This window comes from Vogesella margarita (assembly GCF_028548475.1).
Classification (GTDB): Bacteria; Pseudomonadota; Gammaproteobacteria; order Burkholderiales; family Chromobacteriaceae; genus Vogesella; species Vogesella margarita.
In genome coordinates, this window is record NZ_JAQQLE010000002.1 from 384823 (window position 1) to 405053 (window position 20231).

Consider the following 20231-nt stretch of genomic DNA (forward strand, 5'->3'; position numbering starts at 1 on the left):
TGCGGCGGGTCTCGGGTGGGCGATGGCTGCATGGTAAGGCAGCGTGTGCGTTGCGGCCAACCTTTGCCGCCGCGCGCACCCGCTGCTTAACGCGCTATCGCCCCATTGAGATCCGCTGCAGCAGATCGTGAACAGGCGCTTACAGTGCCGGCGCGGGGAAGGCGATGTCCGGCGTGCGCCCCGCGATCAGGTCGGCCAGCAGCCGGCCGGAGCCGCAGGCCATGGTCCAGCCCAGCGTGCCGTGGCCGGTGTTCAGCCACAGGCCGCGGTAGCGACTGGCGCCGATGAAGGGCACGCTGGACGGCGTCACCGGCCGCAGCCCGCACCAGAACTGCGGCGGCGCGCTGTCGCGCAGCTCGGGGAACAGCTGGCGCGTGCGGCGCAGCAGCGCATCGCAGCGCACCGGGTTGAGCGCAAGGTCGAAGCCGGCGAATTCGGCGGTGCCGGCGATGCGCAGCCGCTGCCCCAGGCGCGAGAACACCAGTTTGTACTGGTCGTCGGTCAGGCTGGTCACCGGCGCGACGCTGTCTTCCGGCAGCGTCAGCGTCGCGGAGTAGCCCTTGGCCGGAATGACCGGCAAGGACAGCCCCAGCGGGCGCAACAGCTGCGGGCTGTAGCTGCCCAGCGCCAGCACGAAGGCGTCGGCGGTGATGCGCTCGCCGCTGTCGGTGTGCGCGGCAACGACGCGGTCGCCGTCGCGCTCCAGGCGGCGGATGACGGTATCGAGGCGGAAGCTGACGCCAGCGCGGCGGCAGAATGCTGCCAGCTGGCTGCTGAAGCGCTGGGCGTCGCCGGATTCGTCCTCGGCGGAGAAATCGCCGCCCACCAGCCGGCCGCGCGCGCTGGCCAGCGCCGGCTCGATCGCCACGCACTCGTCCGCCGTCAGCGGGCGCCTGTCGCAGCCGTAGTCGCGCATGATGGCGGCGGCGTGCAGCGCCTGTTCGAATTCCTTCGCGTCGGTGTACAGGTGCAGGATGCCGCGCTGCAGCTGGTCGTAGTGCAGGCCGCCCTGCGGTGCCAGTTCGGCGCGCAGCGCCTGCAGGCAGCTGCGGCTGTACTGCGCCAGCGTGGTGATTGGGCCGATATTGGCGCGGGTGCGCCGCGCACGGCACTCCAGCAGGAAGCGCCAGCTCCAGCGCCACAACGCCGGATCGGCACGCAGGCGCAGCAGCAGCGGCGCGTCCTCCTGTCCCAGCCATTGCCAGATCTTGCGCGGCGTGGCCGGGTTGGCCCATGGCTCGGCGTGCGACACCGCGATCTGGCCGCCGTTGGCGAAGCTGGTTTCCTGCGCGGCGGCGCTCTGGCGGTCGATGACGGTGACCTCGTGCCCGGCGCGGGACAGGTACCAGGCACTGGCGACGCCGACCACGCCGGCACCGAGGACGACGATCTTCATGAACGTTCCGGAGTGTAGAGGTGAAGAAAAGCCCGGCAAACGGGCCGGGCTATGGTAACGGGGCTGTGGGTTTGCGGCCAGCGCAAGGTTGGCCGCAAGGGTTCAATCCATCAGTTGGCGGTAGAGATAGACCAGCACCCGCGCCAGCTCCTCGGCGGTTTGCTCCTGGCCGGTATTGCCGCCGTGGCCGCCGCCGCTGGTTTCGAGGAACAACACCTGGTGGCCGAAGGACTGCATGCGCGCCACCATCTTGCGCGCGTGCGCCGGGTGCACGCGGTCGTCCTTGCTGCTGGTGGTGAACAGCGCCAGCGGGTAGCGCGCGTCGGCGCGGACGTGGTGATAGGGCGAGTACGCCGCCAGCGCCGCGCGCTCGTCCTCGTCCTGCGGGTCGCCGTATTCGTCGATCCAGCTGGCGCCGGCCAACAGCTCGGTGTAGCGCAGCATGTCCAGGAGCGGCACCTCGCACACCACCGCGTTGAACAGCTCCGGCCGTTGCACCATGCAGGCGCCGACCAGCAGGCCGCCATTGCTGCCGCCCTCGATACCTAGGCGCCGCGCGCTGGTGATGCCGCGCGCGATCAGGTCTTCCGCCACCGCGATGAAATCGTCGAAGCTGACCTGGCGGTTGATGCCCTGCGCCGCCTGGTGCCAGGCGGGGCCGAACTCGCCGCCGCCGCGGATGTTGGCGACCACGAACACGCCGCCCTTTTCCAGCCACTGCGGGCCGAAGTTGTCCATGTAGTAGGGCATCATCGGCACTTCGAAGCCGCCGTAGCCGTACAGCAGCGTCGGCGCGCTGCCGTCACGGGCGAGGCCGCCGCGATGGACGATGAAGTAGGGGATCTCGGTGCCGTCGCCGGCGGTCGCGTGCAGCTGCTCGGCAACAAAGCCGGTCGCGTCGAAGGCCAGCGGTTGCGCACGCAGCACCTCCGGCTCACCGCCTGCCAGCAGGTCCAGCCGGTACAGCGCGGCCGGGGTCAGGAAATCGCTGTAGCTGTAGTACAAGAGGTCGCTCTGCCACGGCTGGTCGGCGAACTCGATCACGCCGCCGGTGGGCAGCGGGTTGGCGTGCGGCAGCCAGTCCGCGCCTTGCCGGCGTAGCGTCACGAGGCGGCTCTTCACGTTGTCGATGACGATGATGGCCAACAGGTGCAGCGTCGCCTCCACCATCTCCACCGATTGCCGCGCGCCGGGCACGAACAGCGGCTGGATGCGGCCAAGCTTGCCGCTGGCCGCGTCGCAGGCTACTGCCAGCAGGCTGCCGGCGGCGTAGCTCTGCCCGGCAACCTCCCAGTCCTCGGCCAGTTTCACGATCAGGTCGCCGTGGCTGTAGGCCTCGATCTCGGCGCGCGGCGGCAGCGGCAGCGCGGTCAGCGCAAGGTTGGCCGCAACGTGGTGGTAGGTCTTGCTGTAGAAGCTGTCGGAGGCCTCGATCATGTCGAACGGCGTGCCGTCGGCGTCAAGAAAACGCCACGCCGCCGCCATCATCGCCTCGTCGTCCAGCTGCAGCAGGCAGCGCGCCTCATCCCAGCTCTGGCCGCGCTCAAGCAGCCACACCTCGCGCGGATAGCCGGCGCGGGTCAGTTGCGACTCCTCCCACGCCGGGCACACGAACACGCTGTTGAGGTCGCGCCACGCGATGTGGTTCTTGCCGTAGGGGAAGCTGAAGCCGCCGGCGACGAAGGCCTGTGCCTCGACGTCGTACTCGCGGCTGACGGTGGCGTCGGAGCCGCCCGGCGTCAGGCTCAGCATCACGCGCGCCGGCTGTTCGGTGTAGTGCGCCACGCCGTCCAGATACCAGTCCACCTCCTCGGTGGCTGCCAGCGCGTCGATGTCCAGCACCGTCTGCCACTCCTGCGAGTTGGCGCGGTAGGCGTCCAGCGTGCAGCGGCGGTAGATGCCGCGCGGATGCTCGCCGTCCTGGTGGAAGTTGTACAGCCAGCCGTCGTACTCGGCGAAGAACGGAATCTGTCGCGTATCGCGCAGGTTGGCGAGGATGGACTGCTGCAGCCCGGCAAAGCGCGGGTCGCTGTCGAGCAGGGCACGGGTGGCGTCGTTCTGGCGCTCAACCCATTCCAGCGCGGCGGCGTCGTCGAGGCTTTCCAGCCACTGGAAGTCATCGGAAGTGTGATCGGTCATGTCGGGACAGGCAAAGGTTGGCCGCAAGGGCAGCGATGGCGGGATTGTGCGGCAGAAGGGGACGGCGGTCACGCGGGATGTAGGGGAGTGTAGTTGTCAGTTGGTTTGTATTTTAGTATGACTATGGTCAACGTGAGGATTGGCTATTTTGTGCAGGTAGCGGAATCTTGTTTATTGGTTGCCGCGACTAGCCCCAGATGCGATATCCCCATTACCGAGACTAAGTAGCCATTGACCGCTTCCTTTGCAAGGGGCTGCGTTATCTGCTGAGGGGGGCTGCGACTCAGCCTGAACCTAGGAAACTGAGTTGGTTTCAGCCATCGCTAATGAGCTTAGCCCTACTGTGTAATTCCCACCTTCCTCTTGTTTTAGAGCCAAAAGGTCGTATGTTTTTACCATGTCTAGCAAACCGGAGTGTCCGTAGGTTGCAGGTGAAAAACTGGGGTCGGTACGTTTGAGATATAAGCCTAAGGCTCCTAGATGCACATAACCTTCAGATGTGTTGCTGGCAAGCAGTGCGACGGCATCAACAATTAATTTCGGTCGTCGTTTCACTGCGACTGGCTTTGATTGCTCGACCTTTGGTTGAGCCGCTTTGGCTGTAGCAGGCTCTGGGTGTGAATCCGGAGTTGGTACCCACTCATAAAACTGGTCACTAGCATTACGTAATGCTTCAGGTGTTTTTGCCTCGCCAACGATGCAAACCGTAGCTCCTCGTTCTCTAAGCTTTCTGCAGAGATAGGCAAAATCCGAATCACTAGTCACGAGGCAGAACTTATCAGCTCGATGATCGAACATTGCTTCAAGAGCATCTAAGGCCAAGGCAATGTCTGCTGTGTTCTTTCCCGCCGCATATTGATATTGCAGGCATGGCGTAAAAGCTTGACGGACAAGTGCCTCCTGCCATGTTTTAGCAAGCGTACTGTGGTTGCCGTAACCTCGACGAAGAACAACGCGTCCAAATTGGGCAACTACTAGTAGTGCGAATTCAAGAATCTCTGGCGTGGTGTTATCGCAATCAACAAGTACAGCAACACGTGACTCTGTAGTGGGGATGGGGATATTCATAGTTTGGATATCTAGAAAATGAGCTGATGGAATGATAATGGCAAATTCGGTTCGGCTCATTACCCCAAAGCAGACATCCCGATAGTTTGGTTGTAAGAAATAGAAAACGGTCGCTTCTGGCTGATTGCCGTCTTGCTATTCCAACGAGATGTGAGTTTGTCTTAGTTGATGTGTTGCCGTTGTCTGGCCGATAGCTCCCCAATCATGCCTGCTCCTCGCTGACCGCAGCCACCTCAACCATACACCTTCCAGAAAAACGCCAGCGTCAGCACGCTGCCCAGTGCCACCACCACGCGCTTGAGCCAGACGGCCGGCAGGCGGCGGGCGAGGCGGGCGCCGGCCACGCCGCCGGCGATGGTGCCGGCCAGCATTACGAGGGCGACCGGCCAGTCGACGATGCCGGCGACGATGAAGGTCACTACCGCCACGCCGGAGATCACCACCGACAGCCAGGTTTTCAGCGCGTTCATGCGCGTCAGCGTGTCCAGTGCGAACAGGCTGTACAGCGCCAGCATCATGATGCCCATGCCGCCGCCGAAGAAGCCGCCGTAGATGCTGACCACGAACTGCCCGACCAGCAGCGCGGCGGTGCTGCGGCCAACGTTGGCCGCATGGGCGCCCATCCAGCGGGTGAGGGTGGCACTGAAGGCGAACATGGCGGTGGCGAGCAGGATCAGCCACGGGATCAGCACGTCGAACAGTCGTGGCGACACCACCGTCACCAGATAAGCGCCCACCAGCCCGCCGGCGAGGCTGGCGCCGCTCATGCCGGCAAACTGGCGCTGGCCGGAGAGCTCGTGGCGGAAGGTGAGGCTGCTGGCGACGTAGCCCGGCCATTGCGATACCGAGCTGGTGGCGTTGGCGACGATGGGTGGCAGGCCGGCGGCGACCAGCGCCGGGAAGGTGATCAGCGTGCCGCCGCCGGCGACCGCGTTGAGCGTACCGGCGGCAAACGCCGCCGCAAACAGCGCCAGCGCGAGGGTGAGCGTCATGCCGCCAGCACGCCGGCGAACACGGCGACGAGGCGGTCGATGTCGGCGCGGCCGATCTGCCAGTGGGTGACCAGGCGCATCAGGCCGTGCTCGGGGCCGTTGGCCTTGATGCCGGCATCAAGCAGCGCCGCCATCAGCTTGCCGCTGTCCAGCGTGTCCGGCAGGCGGAACCACACCATGTTGATGTGCACGTCGTCCAGATTGACGTCGATGCCGGGCAGCGCGGCCAGCTGCTCCGCCAGATAGCGCGCGTTGGCGTGGTCTTCCGGCAGGCGCTCCACCATCTCGGTCAGCGCCAGGATGCCGGGCGCGGCCAGCACGCCGGCCTGACGCAGGCCGCCGCCGAGCAGCTTGCGATTCTTGCGGGCGCGGGCGATGAAGGCCGCCGGGCCGGCGAGGATGGAGCCGACCGGCGCGGCCAGGCCTTTGGACAGGCAGCACATCACCGTGTCGCTGTAGCGGGTGATGTCGCGCACGTCGCAGCCCAGGTGCACGGCGGCGTTGAACACGCGCGCGCCGTCCAGATGCACCGGCACGCCGTGCTGCTGAGCGACGTCCCACACCGCCGCCATGTCGGCCAGCGGAATCACCCGGCCGTTGCTGTGTGCGTTCTCGACGCAGATCAGGCCGGTACGCGGCCAGTGGATGTCGTCGCCGACACGGATGCGCTTTTTCACCTCGTCGGCGCGCAGCACGCCGTCGGCGCTGGCGATGGTGCGCAGCTGCACGCCGGCGATCACCGCGGCGCCGCCGGTTTCGTGCCACACGATATGGCAGTCGTCGCCGAGGATGACTTCGTCGCCGCGCTGGCAGTGGGTGTACAGCGCCAGCTGGTTGCCGAAGTTGCCGGACGGCACGAACAGCGCGGCTTCCTTGCCGAGGATGCTTGCGGCCAACGTTTCCAGCTCGCGCACGGTGGGGTCGTCGCCGTAGACGTCGTCGCCGACCACGGCGTCGAACATGGCCTGGCGCATGGCGAGGGTGGGCTGGGTTACGGTGTCGCTGCGGACGTCAAGCACGGACATGGCGGGCTCCAATGACACACGGCAGCCGTGGGGCTGCCGTGTCGGGGTTGATCGGCAATGACACGATTGTGCCAGCCGTCATCGAGCCTGTAGAGGCCTATTTCGGATCAGTGTGTTCCGCGCGGGGTCAGCGAACGTGGTAGGCGGCCTTGATGGCGTCGGCCTGTTGCCGGGCGGCCGCCAGCGCGCTGCCGGGCATGCTGATGTCGGCGCCGCAGCTGCAGCGCAGCGGCTGGTCGGGGGCCATGCTGGCCAGATGCTGGCGGGTCTGGTGGCTGCACTGCGGGCAGGCAATCACCACCGTGGCCTTGTAGTGCTTGTCCAGATCGATGTCAAAACGCGGCAACTTCATGCGCAATCTCCCGGTTGTCGGCGCCGCCCGCAGGACGCGGGTGGCAGAATTTTCATGGTAGATCAACGGTTTGTGTTGGCAAGGACGGATTGCGCCGGCAGGAGGCGCCTTGGCAGCAGGGGGGCGTTTTCGGTATGCTTGGCCGTTTTTTCCTGATGAATGTCGAGCGAAGATGAGTGCCGATCTGGAACGCCGCTTTGGCGGTATTGCCCGTTTGTATGGTGACGCGGCCTTGCAGCGTTTTGCTGCGGCCAGGGTGTGCGTGATCGGCGTCGGCGGCGTCGGCTCGTGGGCGGTGGAGGCGCTGGCGCGCAGCGGCATCGGCCAGCTGACGCTGATCGACCTCGACAATATCGCCGAGTCCAACACCAACCGCCAGCTGCCGGCGCTGGATCCGTACTACGGCATGGCCAAGGTGACCGCGCTGGCCGAGCGCGTGCGCGCCATCAACCCGGCCTGCGTGGTGACCGAGGTGGAAGACTTCGTCACCGAGGACAATCTGGAAGCGCTGCTGGGGCAGGGCTACGACTACATCATCGACTGCATCGACAGCCTGAAGATCAAGACCGCGATCGTGGCCTGGTGCGTGCGACGGCGGCAGAAGTTCGTGGTTTCCGGCGGCGCCGGCGGCCAGATGGATCCGTCGCGCATCGCGCTGGCCGATCTGTCGCAGGTGACGGAAGACCCGCTGCTGTCCAAGCTGCGCTACAACCTGCGCCGCCACCATGGTTTCACGCGGGAGCCGGGCAAGAAGCTGGGCGTGCCGTGCGTGTACTCGACCGAGCCGCTGGTGTATCCGCAGGCGGCGGCCTGCGACATGGACGAGGCGCGTGGGCCTCAGGGGCTGTCCTGCGCGGGCTTTGGCGCCAGCATGGTGGTGACGGCCAGCTTCGGCCTGTTTGCCGCGTCGCAGGTGCTGAACCAGCTGGCGCGCGCGGCCAAACGCTAGTCGCGCGGCAGCTGGTATTTGTCGCGGTAGAAGCGGTAGATACGCTCGTATTCGCCGCTGCTTTTCAGCTGCAGCAGCGCGGCGTCGAAGTCCTGGCGCAGGCGCTCGCTACGGAAGCCGACATGGCGCGGCGAGCTGGGGAACAGCGCGTAGCTGACGACCGCCTGGCTGCGGTTGTTGAGGTCGCGCTGCGTCGGGTTGGCGTGGAAGATCAGCTCGTCGGCGATCACCACGTCGACGCGGTGATTGAACAGCATCCTGTTCTGGATGTCCTGCTCACCCTGCTCGATATAGTTGGGTGCGCGTTCCACCGCGCGGCGGAAGTCGTCGCCGAGCAGGCGGCGCGCGTTCTGGAACGCCACCACCCGGTACTGTGACAGCTGCGACAGCTGCGTCAGTACGATGCCGCTGCCCTGCAGCACGATGGCGCGGTTGCGGTAGTGCAACAGCGGCTGCGAATAGAAGATCCCCTCCAGCGCGCCCGGCACCAGCGCGAGCATCGCGTCCACCCGGCCGCTGCCCAGCATCGCCAGCCCGCGTGCCTGCGGCAGCTGCACCACCAGTGGCTGGTGGCCGGCCTGCCGCAAGGTTGCCAGCGCCAGCGTCGCCTCCAGCCCGCTCATGCCCCCCGCCTCGACATACGGCGGTTTGGCGAGGCCGACGGCCAGCCGCACGATGTCGGCATGGGCGCCGGCCGCGAACAGGCAGCAGATCAGGAGCAGGCGCAACATGCGGGACCGTTCTGTCATTGGCGGGGCGTAGTCTCCAGACTAGATCAAAAGCAAAATGACAGCTAACTGACCGTTACATCTTGAAGCGTGCCAGCGACAGGTTGAGCAGGCGCGCGGTCTGCTCCAGGCTGCCGGCTTCATCCGACAGCTGCTGGCTGGTCTGTCCCTGCTGCGTGCTTTGCTGGTCCAGCTGCTGCATGGCGTGGTGCATCTGCTGCAGGTCGCTGCGGATGGACTGCTGTTCGCTGACGATCTGGCCGAAGCGGCTTTCCAGCGACGCCAGCACCTGCCGCGTCTGTTCCAGCGCCTGTTCCATTGCGGTCGAGTTGCCGGACAGGGTGGCGGCCTCGTCGGCCTGGTGGGTGATGATGCCGGCGGTGTCGTGGATGGTGTTCAGCAGCTTGGCGACAAAGCTGTCGGTCTCCGACAGCGTGTTCTGTGTCTGGCCGGCCAGCTTGCGCACCTCGTCGGCGACCACGGCAAAGCCGCGCCCGGCCTCGCCGGCGCGCGCCGCCTCGATTGCCGCATTCAGCGCCAGCAGGTTGGTCTGCTCCGAGATGCCGGCGATGCGCTGCAGGATCTGGGTGATGTGCTGCACGTCGCTGGACAGCGCGTCAAAGCGCTGCGCCAGCTCGCGGTTGGCGGCGACGTGGCTTTGCATGTCCTGCGCCATCACCCCGACCTGGCTGCGCGACTGCTGCAGCTGCTGCTGTACCGACTCCAGGTGCTGCTGTACCTCGTCGATGGTGTGGCGGCTGTTTTCCGCCAGGCCGTGGATGCGCTCGCTGCGCTGTGCCAGCTGGCTCAGCTGCTCGCGGCTGCTGCTGCTGGAGCTTTGCGTGTCGTGCGCGTTCTGGCGCACGTTCTCGGCGCTGTGGAAGGTGTCGCGCGCGTGGCTGGCGACGTCGAGCAGGGTGTCGCGGAAACGCTGGCACAGCAGGTTGAAGCTGTTCGCGATCTGTGCGATCTCGTCGCGGCCCTGCGGGTGCAGCGGGGCGTTCAGCTGGCACTCCTCGGCGTGCAGCGCGATGTGGCTGGAGATGCGCAGGATGGCGCGCGATACCAGGCCGGACAGCCACCACGCGACCAGGGTGCCGAGTAGCAGGCTCAGGCCGCCGATGAGCAGGGTTTCCTCCAGCACGCGCTGGCGCGAGGCCAGGGCGTCGCTGAGCAGGATGTCGGCGGCGATCACCACCTGCTGGCCGCCTATGGTCTGCGGGATGAAGATCGAGCGGAAGGTGCCGTACTTGTCGGTGTATTCGTCGAATTCGATGCTGTTCTGCCGGAAGCTGCGCTTCAGGCCTTCGCTGGGCTCGTACTCTTCCAGATGGTGGCCGAAGGAGTTCTCTTTCAGCTCCTTCTCGCCGGCGCCGTCGGCCAGATAGACGATCTTGCCGTCCTTTTGCCACAACAGGTACAGGTACACCACATTGAACTGTTTGGCATAGGCGTCCAGCTTGCGGGCGTTGCTGACCATCTGCGCCTGGCTGATGCTGCCGGGGCTGAACATGCTGGCGAGGAACTGGTCGCCGAGCAGGGCCGGTACCGCTCGTGCGCTGGCGTTGAGGCGGGTGTCGATCAACGCCATCGCCTGTTCGCTGCTGCGCAGGTAGGTGTGAGTGCAAAATGCCAGCACCGTGACGATGTTCAGGAGCAGGAACAGGCAGGCCAGCTTGGTGCGCAGGCTGATGTCGTGCAGCAGTTTCATGGGGTCGCCATCCTTGTTTCGCAGGGGGAAGATGCGGTGTGCGGTAGTATTTTTTCATGACTTATGCACCAGAGACGCGATATTGCCACTTTTCTGATTTGTCACAACAATTTTTGAATTAAATGACATTGTTAATGTTGTCTGAAAATGACGGTCGCGCTTGCCGCCGGACGGCGCCGCTGCCTGCGGCCAACATATCCGGCTCTGGCCCGCTCTGGTAATCTTGCGGCCATTGCGTTTTCCTTTGCAGATAGCCCGCTCATGAACTCCCGAAAGATCCGTCTTTATCTGGCCTCCGGCAGCCCGCGCCGCCGCGAGATCCTCGAACAACTTGGTTTCCAGCTGGAGCGCGTGCACGCCGACATCGACGAGACGGTGCAGCCGGGCGAGGATGCCGCCAGTTACACCCAGCGCCTGGCCGTGGAGAAGGCGGCCGCAGGCTGGAGCGTGGCGATGGCGCTGGGGCTGCCGTCGCGGCCGCTGCTGTCGGCCGATACCACCGTGGTGCTGGATGGCGAGATCTTCGGCAAGCCGACCGATGCCGACGACGCCTTCCGCATGCTGCGCGCCTTTTCCGGACGTACCCACCAGGTGCTGACCAGCGTGGCGATCCGCGAGGGCGAACGCACCGAGATCGCCACCAGCTGCACCGACGTCACCTTCAAGCTGCTGACTGACGCCGAGATCGAGCGCTATCTCGATACCGGCGAGCCGTTCGACAAGGCCGGCGCCTACGGCATCCAGGGCAAGGCCTCGGTGTTCGTGCAGCACATCGCCGGCAGCTTCACCGGCGTCGTCGGTTTACCCGTCTTTGAAACCGCGCAACTGCTGGCGGCCTTTGACATCACCCTGCCCTGAGCGCGAGAGGCCACCATGCTGCAACAACCGATTCCCCTGCCACGCGACCTGCCGCGTCCGAAAGAGCAGATCCTGGTCAACATTACGCCGCAGGAAACCCGCGTCGCGGTGCTGGAAGACGCCATCGTGCAGGAGCTGCACATCGAGCGTTCCGCCAGCCGCGGCATCGTCGGCAACATTTATCTCGGCCAGGTCAAGCGCGTGCTGCCGGGCATGCAGAGCGCCTTCATCGAGATCGGCTTCGAGCGCGCCGCCTTCCTGCACATCGCCGACGTGCTGGAACAGCGCCAGCACCCGAGCGAGCCGCAGCGCATCGAGAAGATGCTGTTCGAGGGCCAGACCGTGCTGGTGCAGGTGATCAAGGACCCGATCGGCACCAAGGGCGCGCGGCTGTCCACGCAGATCAGCCTCGCCGGCCGTTTCCTCGTGCACCTGCCGCAGGAAGAGCACATCGGCATCTCGCAGAAGATCGAGGTCGAGGCCGAGCGCCTGTCGCTGAAGGCGCGGCTGGAAAAGCTGCTGCCGGACGGCAGCCCGCGCGGCTACATCATCCGCACCAGCGCCGAGACGGCGACCGACGAGGAGCTGCGTGCCGACGTCGAGTACCTGTCCAAGCTGTGGGCCGACATCCGTTACAAGTCGCAGCATCTGCCGGCCAAGAGCCTGCTGTACGATGATCTGCCGCTGGCGGTGCGCGTGCTGCGCGACATGGTCAGCGACCACACCGAAAAGGTGATCGTCGACTCCACCGAGAACTACGGCAAGATGGTCGAGTTTGCGGAGAACTACGTGCAGTCGGCGGTGGACAAGATCGAGCGCTACAGCGGCGAGCGGCCGCTGTTCGAGCTGCACGGCATCGAGACCGAGATCGAGAAGGCGCTGTCGCGCCGCGTCAACCTGAAGTTCGGCGGCTACCTGATCATCGACCAGACCGAGGCGATGACCACCATCGACGTCAACACCGGCGGCTTTGTCGGCAACCGCAACTTCGACGAAACCATCTACAAGACCAACCTGGAGGCGACGCTGGCGCTGGCGCGCCAGCTGCGGCTGCGCAACCTCGGCGGCATCATCATCGTCGACTTTATCGACATGGATAACGCCGAACACCGCGAGGCGGTGCTGGCCGAGCTGGCCAAGGCGCTGGCGCGCGACCGCACCCGCGTGACGCTGAACGGCTTCACCAGCCTGGGGCTGGTGGAGGTGACGCGCAAGCGCACGCGCGAGAGCCTGGCGCACGTGCTGTGCGAGCCGTGTCCGGTGTGTCAGGGTCGCGGCGAGATCAAGACCGCGCAGACGGTGTGTTACGAGATCCAGCGCGAGATCGTGCGCGAGACGCGCCGCTTCGAGGCCAAGGGCTTCCGCATCCTGGCGTCGCAGAGCGTGATCGACATGCTGCTGGACGAGGAATCGCAGAGCCTGGCGATGCTGATCGACTTCATCGGCAAGCCGATCTCGCTGTCGGTGGAGGCCACCTACAGCCAGGAGCAGTTCGACGTGGTGTTGCTGTAAGTGGTGCTGTTGTAAAGCACAAGGCTGCCGCCACCTTGGACGGGGCGGCAGCAACAGAAAGGCAGTAGAAATGAGCGAAGCAAACCGCGATCCCTTGTGGCTCGCCATCCTGCAGGAAACCGAACAGGCGGTGCGTGACGAACCGCTGCTGGCCAGCTTTCTGCACATGACCGTATTGCGGCACGGCACGCTGGAAGACGTGCTGGCCTTCCACCTGTCCAGCAAGCTGGCCAGCCCGGTGATGGACGCCCGCGCGCTGCTGGAGCTGTTCCGCGAGGCGCTGGCCGCCGATCCGCAGATCAGCCGCGCGATGCGCGCCGACATCAGCGCCTGCTACGACCGCGATCCGGCCTGCGACCGCTATTCCACGCCGCTCTTGTACTTCAAGGGCTTCCATGCGCTGCAGAGCCAGCGCATCACCCACTGGCTGTGGCAGCAGGACAGAAAGACACTGGCGTATTTCCTGCAAAACCGCATCTCCGAGGTAATGAGCGCCGACATCCACCCGGCGGCGCGCATCGGCGAGGGCGTGATGCTGGATCACGGCACCGGCGTGGTGGTCGGCGAGACCGCGGTGATCGGCAACAACGTGTCCATCCTGCACGGCGTGACGCTGGGTGGCTCCGGCAAGGAGCGCGGCGACCGTCACCCGAAAATCGGCGACGGCGTGATGATTGGTGCCGGTGCCGCCATCCTCGGCAACATCCGTGTCGGCGAGTGTGCCAAGGTCGGCGCCGGCAGCGTGGTGCTGGACGACGTGCCGGCGCACACCACGGTGGCCGGTGTGCCGGCCAAGGTGGTGGCGCAGCTGGGGCCGGGGACACCGGCGCTGGACATGGACCAGCGCGTGTAAGCGCACCGCGTCATCACCCCGAACGGCAAGCCACGCGGCTTGCCGTTTTTGTTGTCTGGCGCCGGCTGCCGGCGCCTGTGCCGCAAGGTTGGCCGCACGGCGCTGGCTATTTTTTTGGCATGAATGGTGAAAAATGCCGCGTAGCGGGCAACGTAAATGACAGTGGCGAATTGAATCGGGTGCTTTCGTGCGTGGTCGCGGCTGTGTAAAATCGGCCGCGGTGTCCCGTCCCGATATTGCCTGACGGTCACTTTCCGCAAGGGAACCCTTCCCATGAATGTACGCGTTGTAGACTACCGTGCCGCCGATGCGGCCGAGCAATTCACCCGCAGCCTGCACGAAACCGGCTTCGGCGTGCTGGTCAACCACCCCATCCCGCAGCAGCTGGTCGAGACCATCTATCGCGACTGGCTGGCCTTCTTCGACAGCGAGCAGAAGCACGATTACGCGTTCTCGGTCGAGAAACAGGACGGCTACTTCTCCACCGCGATCTCGGAAACCGCCAAGGGCGCGACACAGAAGGACATCAAGGAATACTTCCACGTCTATCCGTGGGGGCGCATCCCGGCGCCGCTCCAGGCCGACGCCATGCGCTACTACGATACTGCCAACGCGCTGGCGGCCGAGCTGCTGGGCTGGGTCGAGCAGTACACGCCGGCAGACATTGCGGCCAACTACAGCGAGCCGCTGTCCGGCATGATCCAGGGCAGCAACAAGACTCTACTGCGCGTGCTGCGCTACCCGCCGCTGAGCGGCCAGGAGCCGGCCGGCTCGCTGCGCGCCGCTGCCCACGGCGACATCAACCTGCTCACCATCCTGCCCGCCGCCAACGAGCCGGGGTTGCAGGTGCAGGACATGGACGGCAACTGGATCGACGTGCCGTGCGACTTCGGCATGCTGATCATCAACATCGGCGACATGCTGCAGGAAGCGTCGCAGGGCTACTACCCGTCCACCCAACACCGCGTGGTGAACCCCACCGGTGAGGGCGCCAGCAAGAGCCGCGTGTCGCTACCGCTGTTCTTGCACCCGCGCGACGAGGTGGTGCTGTCGGCGCGCTACAGCGCCGGTGCCTACCTCGACGAGCGCCTGCGCGAGCTGGGCGTGAAGCAGTAATCCGCTGGCGGCCAAGGTTGGCCGCAGACGATGGGCAAGCCGGAGGGCAGATCGCGAGGTCTGCTCTTTTATACTTCACAGCTATCGTTTGGCTAAAAACATTCAATTTTAGCTATTGAGTGTAGGTGGCTATCATCAGCATGTGATTCATAGCCCGCCAGCCGGAGGCCACCATGCTCAAGACCGTCACCTTCGCCCTCTGCCACTTCAGCGTGGCGTTCTCGGTCGCCTGGCTGCTGACCGGCAGCCTCGGCATCGCCAGCCTGCTGGCCCTGGTGGAGCCGCTGGTGAACACCGTCGCCTACTACTTTCACGAGAAGGTGTGGGACGGCATCCGCGCGCGGCGGCAGGAGGCGCCGGAGCGTGCCAGCGCCGGCCGGCACGGCTTTTTTCACGCCCATTGAGCGTGCCGGCGGCGACAAGGTTGGCCGCAATGCGTTGCGGCCAACCTTGTGCGGGCGGGTGCTGGTGTAGAATCGGCGTTTTGCGCGTCACCTCGAAGCCTGCCCCATGAATAACGATCTGCTCGCCGGACTCAATCCCGAACAACTCTCCGCCGTCACCTGGCCCGCCAAGAGCGCGCTGGTGCTGGCCGGCGCCGGCAGCGGCAAGACGCGGGTGCTGACCACGCGCATCGCCTGGCTGCTGCAGACCGGACAGGCCAGTCCGGCCGGCATTCTGGCGGTGACCTTCACCAACAAGGCGGCACGCGAGATGCAGACGCGGCTGGCGGCGATGATCCCGGTCAATGTGCGCAGCATGTGGATCGGCACCTTCCACGGCCTGTGCAACCGCTTCCTGCGCGTGCACTACCGCGATGCCGGCCTGCCGCAGACCTTCCAGATTCTCGACTCCGGCGACCAGTCGTCGGCGATCAAGCGCCTGCTGAAGAGCCTCGACATCTCCGACGAGAAATTCCCGCCCAAGCAGGTGCAGCAGTTCATCAACAGCCAGAAAGAGTCCGGCGTGCGCGCCGGCGAGCTGTCGGCGCACGACCCGTACACCCGCAAGCTGATCGAGCTGTACGCCGCCTACGACGCGCAGTGCCAGCGCGAGGGCGTGGTCGATTTCGCCGAACTGTTGCTGCGCAGCTACGAGGTGCTCAGCCGCAATGCCGCGCTGTCCGAGCACTATCGCAACCGTTTCCGCTTCGTGCTGGTCGACGAGTTCCAGGACACCAACCGCCTGCAGTACGCGTGGCTGAAGCTGCTGGCCGGCCAGGACAACGCGCTGTTCGCGGTCGGCGACGACGACCAGTCGATCTACGCCTTCCGCGGCGCCGAGGTCGGCAATATGCGCGCGCTGCTGTCCGACTACGGCGTCAGCGGTCCGATCCGGCTGGAGCAGAACTACCGCTCGGCCGGCACGATCCTGGACGCGGCCAACGCGCTGATCGAGCGCAACGACGGTCGCCTCGGCAAGAGCCTGTGGACCGACGCCGGCCCCGGCGACAAGATCCGCCTGTACGAGGCCTACTCCGACGGCGAGGAGGCGCAGTTCATCGTCGACGAGGTCAAGGCACTGGCGCGCGACGGCTGGAATCTCGCCGACATGGCGGTGCTGTACCGCTCCAACGCGCAGTCGCGCATCCTCGAACACGTGCTGGTGCAGAGCGGCGTCGCCTACCGCATCTACGGCGGGCTGCGCTTCTTCGAGCGGCAGGAGATCAAGCACGCGCTGGCCTATCTGCGTCTGGTGGCCAACCCCGAGGACGACAACGCGCTGCTGCGCGTGATCAACGTGCCGGCGCGCGGCATCGGCGCGCGCAGCGTGGAAAACCTGCAGACCGCCAGCCGCGAGCAGGGCGTCAGCCTGTGGCAGGCGCTGTGCGGCGCCGGCGGCGGCCGCACCGCCGGCAAGCTGGCCGAGTTCGTGCGCCTGATCGACAGCCTGCGCCAGCGCTGCGAGGCGCTGAGCCTGGCGGAGACTATCAGCCTGATCATCGACGCTTCCGGCCTGCGCGCGATGTACGAGGCCGACAAGAAAGACGGCGAGGAGCGCCTCGCCAACCTCGACGAACTGGTCAACGCCGCGCTGGGCTTTATGCCGCAGGAGCCGGCGATGGCGGTGATCGAATTCCTGACCCAGGCCAGCCTGGAAGCGGGCGACCACCAGGCCGACGCCGGCGCCGACGCGCTACAGCTGATGACGGTGCACGCGGCCAAGGGGCTGGAGTTCGACGCGGTGTTCGTCGGCGGGCTGGAGGAGGGCTTGTTCCCGCACGAGAACAGCATGAACGACGGCAAGGGGCTGGAGGAGGAGCGGCGGCTGATGTACGTGGCGATGACGCGCGCGCGCAAGCGCCTGTACCTGTCCTGCGCGCAAAGCCGCATGCTGCACGGCCAGAGCCGCTACCCGATCCGCTCGCGTTTTGTCGACGAGCTGCCGGCCGAGCTGTTGCAGACCTTGTCTGCTACCGTGAAAAAGACGGCCGCGCCGGCGCGCGACGGCTACGCGCAGGGCCGCATCGCGGCGGCGCCGCTTGCGGCCAACCTTGGCGGCTGGAAGATGGGGCAGGGCCTGCACCACACCAAGTTCGGCGACGGCGTGGTGATCAATGCCGAGGGCGCCGGCGACGACGTGCGCCTGCAGATCAATTTTGCCGAGCACGGCATCAAGTGGCTGGATTTGCGCTACGCCAAAGACAAACTCAGCGTCCAGTAAGCGCGATCCGCCACGGCGGAAAAGGGGAATTCAGAGCATGAGCGAGCAGCCGATCCACACTTCGACCTTCAACGCCATCACCAGCGTGCAGAAAAGCCGGCATCACAAGGAATATAACAATCCTTACGCCAAGAAGCAGTTCCTGATCGTCGACAGCGTGCCGGAGATGCAGCGCGCGCTGGCGATGACACTGGCCTCGTTCGGCGCCGAGAGGGTGGAGTACGCCGGCAAGGCCAGCGACGCGCTGGTGAAGCTAATGCGCTACGACTTCGACGTGGTGCTGTGCGATTTCGACCTCGGCAACGGCAACGATGGCCTGTACCTGCTGGAGGAGGCGAAGGAGCGCAACCTGCTGAAGCAGTCCTGCGTGTTCATGATCGTCAGCGGCGAACGGCGCGCGGCCAAGGTGATCTCCGCCGCCGAGCTGGTGCCGGACGACTACCTGCTCAAGCCCTTCACCGGCGAGGTGCTGGCCGAGCGCCTGGAGCGCGCGATGCGCCGCCGCGACGCCTTCCGCTTCGTCGACGAGGCGCTGATGAACCACGAGTACCTGGCCGCCATCGACGCCTGCAACAAGAAGATCGCCGAGCGCAGCGAGTTCACCCTCGACTTCATGAAGCTGAAGGGCAGCCTGAGTCTGAAGATCGGCGACTACGACAGCGCGCGCGCGCTGTACCAGCAGGTGCTGAAGATACGCGAGCTGCCGTGGGCGCAGCTGGGGATGGCCAAGTCGCTGGCTGCGCTGAAGCAGGTGGAGCCGGCGCTGGCGATGTTCCACCACATCGTGATGGAAAACGAGCACGTGATGGAGGCCTACGACTGGCTGGCGCGGCTGTACCAGGACAACCACGAGCTGGCGCAGGCGCAGCAGGTACTCAAGCGCGCCACCGAGCTGGCGCCGGCGACGGTGCGCCGCCACAAGGCGCTGGCCGAGGTGGCGCTGCAAAACGGCGACCTGGCGCAGGCGAAGGACGCCTACGGCACCACGCTGGAATTGTCCAAGGCCAGCTGGCACCGCACCCCGGTGCTGTACGCGACGCTGGCGCGCACGCAGCTGGCCTGCGGCGAGAAGGGCGAGGCGATAAAGACGCTGGCCTCGCTGCGCCGCGACTACAAGTACAAGCCGGAAGGCGAGTGGATGGCCGACGTGCTCGACAGCCAGATCCAGCAGCACAGCGGCAACAAGGCACAAGCGGAAAGACTGCTGCAGTCCGCCGCCGAGCGCCTGCCGCAGCTGGACAAGCTGTCGGCCGAGGACAAGATGGAATTCGCGCGCAGCTGCTACGCGCAGGGGCAGAAGGCGATGGGCGACGATGTCGCCGGCCAACTGATCCGCAACAACCACGACAACGAGCAGCTGCTGCAGCGGCTGTCGACGATGTTCGACCAGCTGGGCATGGCCGACGCCGGCGCCGACCTGATCATGCACAACGTGCAGGGCATGGTCGACCTCAACAACAAGGCGGTGCGCGAGGCGCAGGCCGGCGAGCACGACAAGGCGATCGCCATGTTCCGGCAGGCGCTGGAAGAAATGCCGGACAGCATCCAGCTGATGCTGAACCTGGTCAACGCGGTCATCGCCCAGGTGCACCTCAAGGGCTGGCATGAAAGCCACGTGCGCCAGGCCTACGACTACCTGCAGAAGGTGCGGCAGATAGCGCCGACCAACAACAAGCTGCAGAAGCTGATGCAGGCGTGGCGGCTGCTGATCGAGAAGCACGACAAGCGGGAGTTCCTGCTCTGAACGCGCCGTGGGCCAGGGTTGGCCGCAGCGTGCAGCTGCTGCTGTTGTTGCTGGGCTGGCTGGCGCTGGTGTTCAGCAGCGGCTTCCTGGCGTTGGAGGCCAGCCGTGCCGACGCCGAGCAGGCGCTGCAGCGGCAGGCGCAGCAGCAGTCCGCACTGCTGACGCGCGACCTCTTGCTGCTGCACCAGTACCTGCTGGAGCTGGTGCAGCAGTTCGCCGACACGCCCGGCGAGCGTATCCCGTCGTGGCAGGCGGGCATGGTGCTGCAGCGCTTTCCGGCGCTGGAGCGGGTGGCGCTGCTGCGCGACAGCGAGGACGGCCTGCTGGTGACACAGGTGGTGCCGCTGCGCCTGGGGGCCGGCGTGGTGCCGTGGCAGGATCTGGCGCGGCAGCCGGCGGTGGCGGCCAACCTTGGCCGCTTGCGCCAGGGCCAGCCGCAGGTGCAGATGCTGCAAGGCGAGGGCGAGCAGGCGCAGCTACTGAGCATCTACCCGCTGGCCGCCAGCGACCGGCGTTTCATCGCGCTGTGGTTGCGGCCGCAGCGCTGGTTGCCGCCGCTGGCGGAGCCGGATATCGACCGTGCGCTGCAGCTGATGGGCGATGCGCATCCGGCGGTGGCTTGGCCGGCGATGCTGCAGGTGCGCGAGGTGGTGATCGTCGGCGAGCAGCGCTACTGGCTCGGCCTGCAGCGGCCACTACGCGCCAGCGATTTCCGCATTTCGCTGTGGCTGCCGCTGTTGCTGGTGTGGCTGCTGCTCTTGGGCCTGCTGCTGGTCGGCGCGGTGTTCCGCTGGCGGCTGGCGCGCGGCCTTCCCCTCGCCGACAGCTGAACGCGGCGCGGTTTTGCAGTACAATCGGGCCATCATTTTCCGGGGTCATACCATGTACCAGTCCGAATTCACCCAATTCATGAACGATTTCCTGGCGAAAAACCCGCAGGTAGACAGCGAACGCCGCGAGCTGCGCCTGACCTGGTGGGATCGCAAGCTGGATCTGGAGGACCTGCGCCGCTGGAACGCGTCCAAGGTGCCGCAGAAGCCGTACGTGTACCAGCCGGACTGAGAACTGCGCCCGCCGTATCGCCGACCAACGCCCGCAAGGGCGTTGTGCTTTTCTGGAGTAAA

General features: G+C 65.8%; 18 protein-coding genes. 10 read left to right on the forward strand and 8 right to left on the reverse strand.

The features are described from left to right. Nucleotides 1-139: 139 nt before the first annotated feature. The 6 genes from PQU96_RS04325 to PQU96_RS04350 form a co-directional block, all read right to left on the reverse strand. Nucleotides 140-1396 (reverse strand): D-amino acid dehydrogenase, encoded by a 1257-nt coding sequence (locus PQU96_RS04325; protein ID WP_272771018.1) that lies wholly within the window; start codon nucleotides 1394-1396, stop codon nucleotides 140-142. A 102-nt stretch (nucleotides 1397-1498) separates the two neighbouring features. Then, nucleotides 1499-3535: a prolyl oligopeptidase family serine peptidase gene (locus PQU96_RS04330; protein ID WP_272771019.1), complete on the reverse strand. Its 2037-nt coding sequence runs from the start codon at nucleotides 3533-3535 to the stop codon at nucleotides 1499-1501. 294 nt (nucleotides 3536-3829) lie between these two features. Then, complete coding sequence (locus tag PQU96_RS04335; RefSeq protein ID WP_272771020.1) at nucleotides 3830-4663, reverse strand: NYN domain-containing protein; 834 nt, start codon at nucleotides 4661-4663, stop codon at nucleotides 3830-3832. Nucleotides 4664-4836: 173 nt separating this feature from the next. Beyond that, nucleotides 4837-5595, reverse strand: coding sequence for a sulfite exporter TauE/SafE family protein (locus tag PQU96_RS04340; protein WP_272771021.1), 759 nt, complete (start codon nucleotides 5593-5595; stop codon nucleotides 4837-4839). Beyond that, entirely contained in the window at nucleotides 5592-6620 is a 1029-nt protein-coding gene (gene ltaE / locus PQU96_RS04345; RefSeq protein ID WP_272771022.1) for a low-specificity L-threonine aldolase, read from the reverse strand. The genes PQU96_RS04340 and ltaE overlap by 4 nt, the downstream gene beginning before the upstream one ends. 127 nt (nucleotides 6621-6747) lie before the next feature. Continuing rightward, on the reverse strand, nucleotides 6748-6972 hold the full coding sequence (locus tag PQU96_RS04350) for a hypothetical protein (RefSeq protein ID WP_189373350.1): 225 nt from the start codon (nucleotides 6970-6972) through the stop codon (nucleotides 6748-6750). 172 nt (nucleotides 6973-7144) lie between these two features. On the opposite strand from PQU96_RS04350, the gene tcdA reads away from it, so the two are divergent. Next, nucleotides 7145-7921: a tRNA cyclic N6-threonylcarbamoyladenosine(37) synthase TcdA gene (gene tcdA / locus PQU96_RS04355; RefSeq protein ID WP_272771023.1), complete on the forward strand. Its 777-nt coding sequence runs from the start codon at nucleotides 7145-7147 to the stop codon at nucleotides 7919-7921. Here the strand turns inward: tcdA and PQU96_RS04360 are convergent. Continuing rightward, nucleotides 7918-8652 carry a substrate-binding periplasmic protein gene (locus PQU96_RS04360; RefSeq protein WP_272771024.1) on the reverse strand — a complete coding sequence of 245 codons (735 nt, stop codon included), beginning with the start codon at nucleotides 8650-8652 and terminating at the stop codon, nucleotides 7918-7920. The genes tcdA and PQU96_RS04360 overlap by 4 nt on opposite strands. 73 nt (nucleotides 8653-8725) lie before the next feature. Beyond that, nucleotides 8726-10360 (reverse strand): methyl-accepting chemotaxis protein, encoded by a 1635-nt coding sequence (locus tag PQU96_RS04365; protein WP_272771025.1) that lies wholly within the window; start codon nucleotides 10358-10360, stop codon nucleotides 8726-8728. 261 nt (nucleotides 10361-10621) lie between these two features. Here PQU96_RS04365 and PQU96_RS04370 point away from each other — a divergent pair, with 261 nt between their 5' ends. From PQU96_RS04370 to PQU96_RS04410, 9 genes are all read left to right on the forward strand, one after another. Then, a complete protein-coding gene (locus tag PQU96_RS04370; protein ID WP_272771026.1) occupies nucleotides 10622-11218 on the forward strand; it encodes a Maf family protein in 597 nt (198 codons plus the stop codon). Nucleotides 11219-11233: 15 nt separating this feature from the next. Next, a complete protein-coding gene (gene rng / locus PQU96_RS04375; RefSeq protein WP_272771027.1) occupies nucleotides 11234-12730 on the forward strand; it encodes a ribonuclease G in 1497 nt (498 codons plus the stop codon). 70 nt (nucleotides 12731-12800) lie between these two features. Next, complete coding sequence (gene cysE, locus PQU96_RS04380) at nucleotides 12801-13583, forward strand: serine O-acetyltransferase (protein WP_272771028.1); 783 nt, start codon at nucleotides 12801-12803, stop codon at nucleotides 13581-13583. Nucleotides 13584-13856: 273 nt separating this feature from the next. Beyond that, nucleotides 13857-14699, forward strand: a complete 843-nt coding sequence (locus PQU96_RS04385; protein WP_272771029.1) for an isopenicillin N synthase family dioxygenase — start codon at nucleotides 13857-13859, stop codon at nucleotides 14697-14699. A gap of 173 nt (nucleotides 14700-14872) precedes the next feature. Beyond that, a complete protein-coding gene (locus PQU96_RS04390; RefSeq protein WP_272771030.1) occupies nucleotides 14873-15103 on the forward strand; it encodes a DUF2061 domain-containing protein in 231 nt (76 codons plus the stop codon). A gap of 106 nt (nucleotides 15104-15209) precedes the next feature. Next, complete coding sequence (locus PQU96_RS04395) at nucleotides 15210-17363, forward strand: UvrD-helicase domain-containing protein (RefSeq protein WP_272771031.1); 2154 nt, start codon at nucleotides 15210-15212, stop codon at nucleotides 17361-17363. Between the two features lie 37 nt (nucleotides 17364-17400). After that, entirely contained in the window at nucleotides 17401-19107 is a 1707-nt protein-coding gene (locus tag PQU96_RS04400; protein WP_272771032.1) for a response regulator, read from the forward strand. A 29-nt stretch (nucleotides 19108-19136) separates the two neighbouring features. After that, nucleotides 19137-19937: a hypothetical protein gene (locus PQU96_RS04405; RefSeq protein WP_272771033.1), complete on the forward strand. Its 801-nt coding sequence runs from the start codon at nucleotides 19137-19139 to the stop codon at nucleotides 19935-19937. Between the two features lie 52 nt (nucleotides 19938-19989). Next, nucleotides 19990-20169, forward strand: a complete 180-nt coding sequence (locus PQU96_RS04410) for a DUF3460 family protein (RefSeq protein ID WP_272771034.1) — start codon at nucleotides 19990-19992, stop codon at nucleotides 20167-20169. Nucleotides 20170-20231: the final 62 nt, after the last annotated feature.